Raw genomic sequence first — 826 nt, forward strand, 5'->3', positions numbered from 1 at the left:
CATTCAAAAGGACAAAAAACAGCTTGCTGTCCTTCGTTCCTCAGGCATTATAGCAAGCTGTTTTTTGCCTCTTAATGGGGCGTTAGGCAACACAAGGATATTTTTATGAATGGAAAAAAAGTTTATTCACCAACTCAGGCTGCAGCTGGAGCTTTCCTCGGAGGCCCGATAGCTGCAGCGTATTTCATTAAGCAAAATTATGTAGCTTTGGAAAATAACGACTTAGTTAAGAAGACACTTATGCTGGGCTCCGTTATTGTTGCCTTGCTTGTTGTTACACTGCCTTTCCTGCCTGAAAATTTTCCAAATATGGCTATTCCCATCGCTACAATAATCTCAACCCGATTATTGGTCGAAAATTTTCAGTTTAAGAAAGAGGATATTTCAAACAATGAAAATTTGGATTTTCACTCTAACTGGCGTGTATTTTTTATTGGATTGATAAGCTTAGTAATTTTTATGGTAGTTGGAATCAGTTTTATTATGATTTTGGAAGTATTAGGTGTAACAAGTGTCGCCTAACAAATAAGGATAGGCCGCGCGTAGCCGCGACCTTATCCCAAGTGTTGAACAAGCCCGATGTTGATTGTTGACACTTTATTATGCAAATAGCTGATTGAGAATTTGAGGGTGCGAAGGTCTTATTTTGAAAGAAACTTTTTGCAGACATGACCCGCCCTTAGCGAACGAGCTAATATTTTTATCGCTTGTTCATCAAGCTGTTATCGAGTCCTCATTCTGAGTGGTTGACCCGTTATCCTTATACTTCTCGCCTTAAGCGGTGATATTAGCGCCTGTCGGTCGATGACGCATATGAACACCCATA

At 39.8% G+C, this 826-nt stretch carries 1 protein-coding gene; it reads left to right on the forward strand.

From position 1 onward, the window contains the following. The first annotated feature begins 105 nt into the window (after window positions 1-105). Window positions 106-522 carry a hypothetical protein gene (locus Q4Q57_RS22035; RefSeq protein WP_311892037.1) on the forward strand — a complete coding sequence of 139 codons (417 nt, stop codon included), beginning with the start codon at window positions 106-108 and terminating at the stop codon, window positions 520-522. Window positions 523-826: the final 304 nt, after the last annotated feature.

Source organism: Shewanella sp. SP2S2-6, from assembly GCF_031931965.1.
GTDB lineage: Bacteria > Pseudomonadota > Gammaproteobacteria > Enterobacterales > Shewanellaceae > Shewanella > Shewanella baltica.

Bases quoted from the DNA above. Each gene is read 5' to 3' on its own strand.
- Q4Q57_RS22035 (WP_311892037.1), top strand. From the start codon at position 106: ATGAATGGAAAAAAAGTTTATTCACCAACTCAGGCTGCAGCTGGAGCT.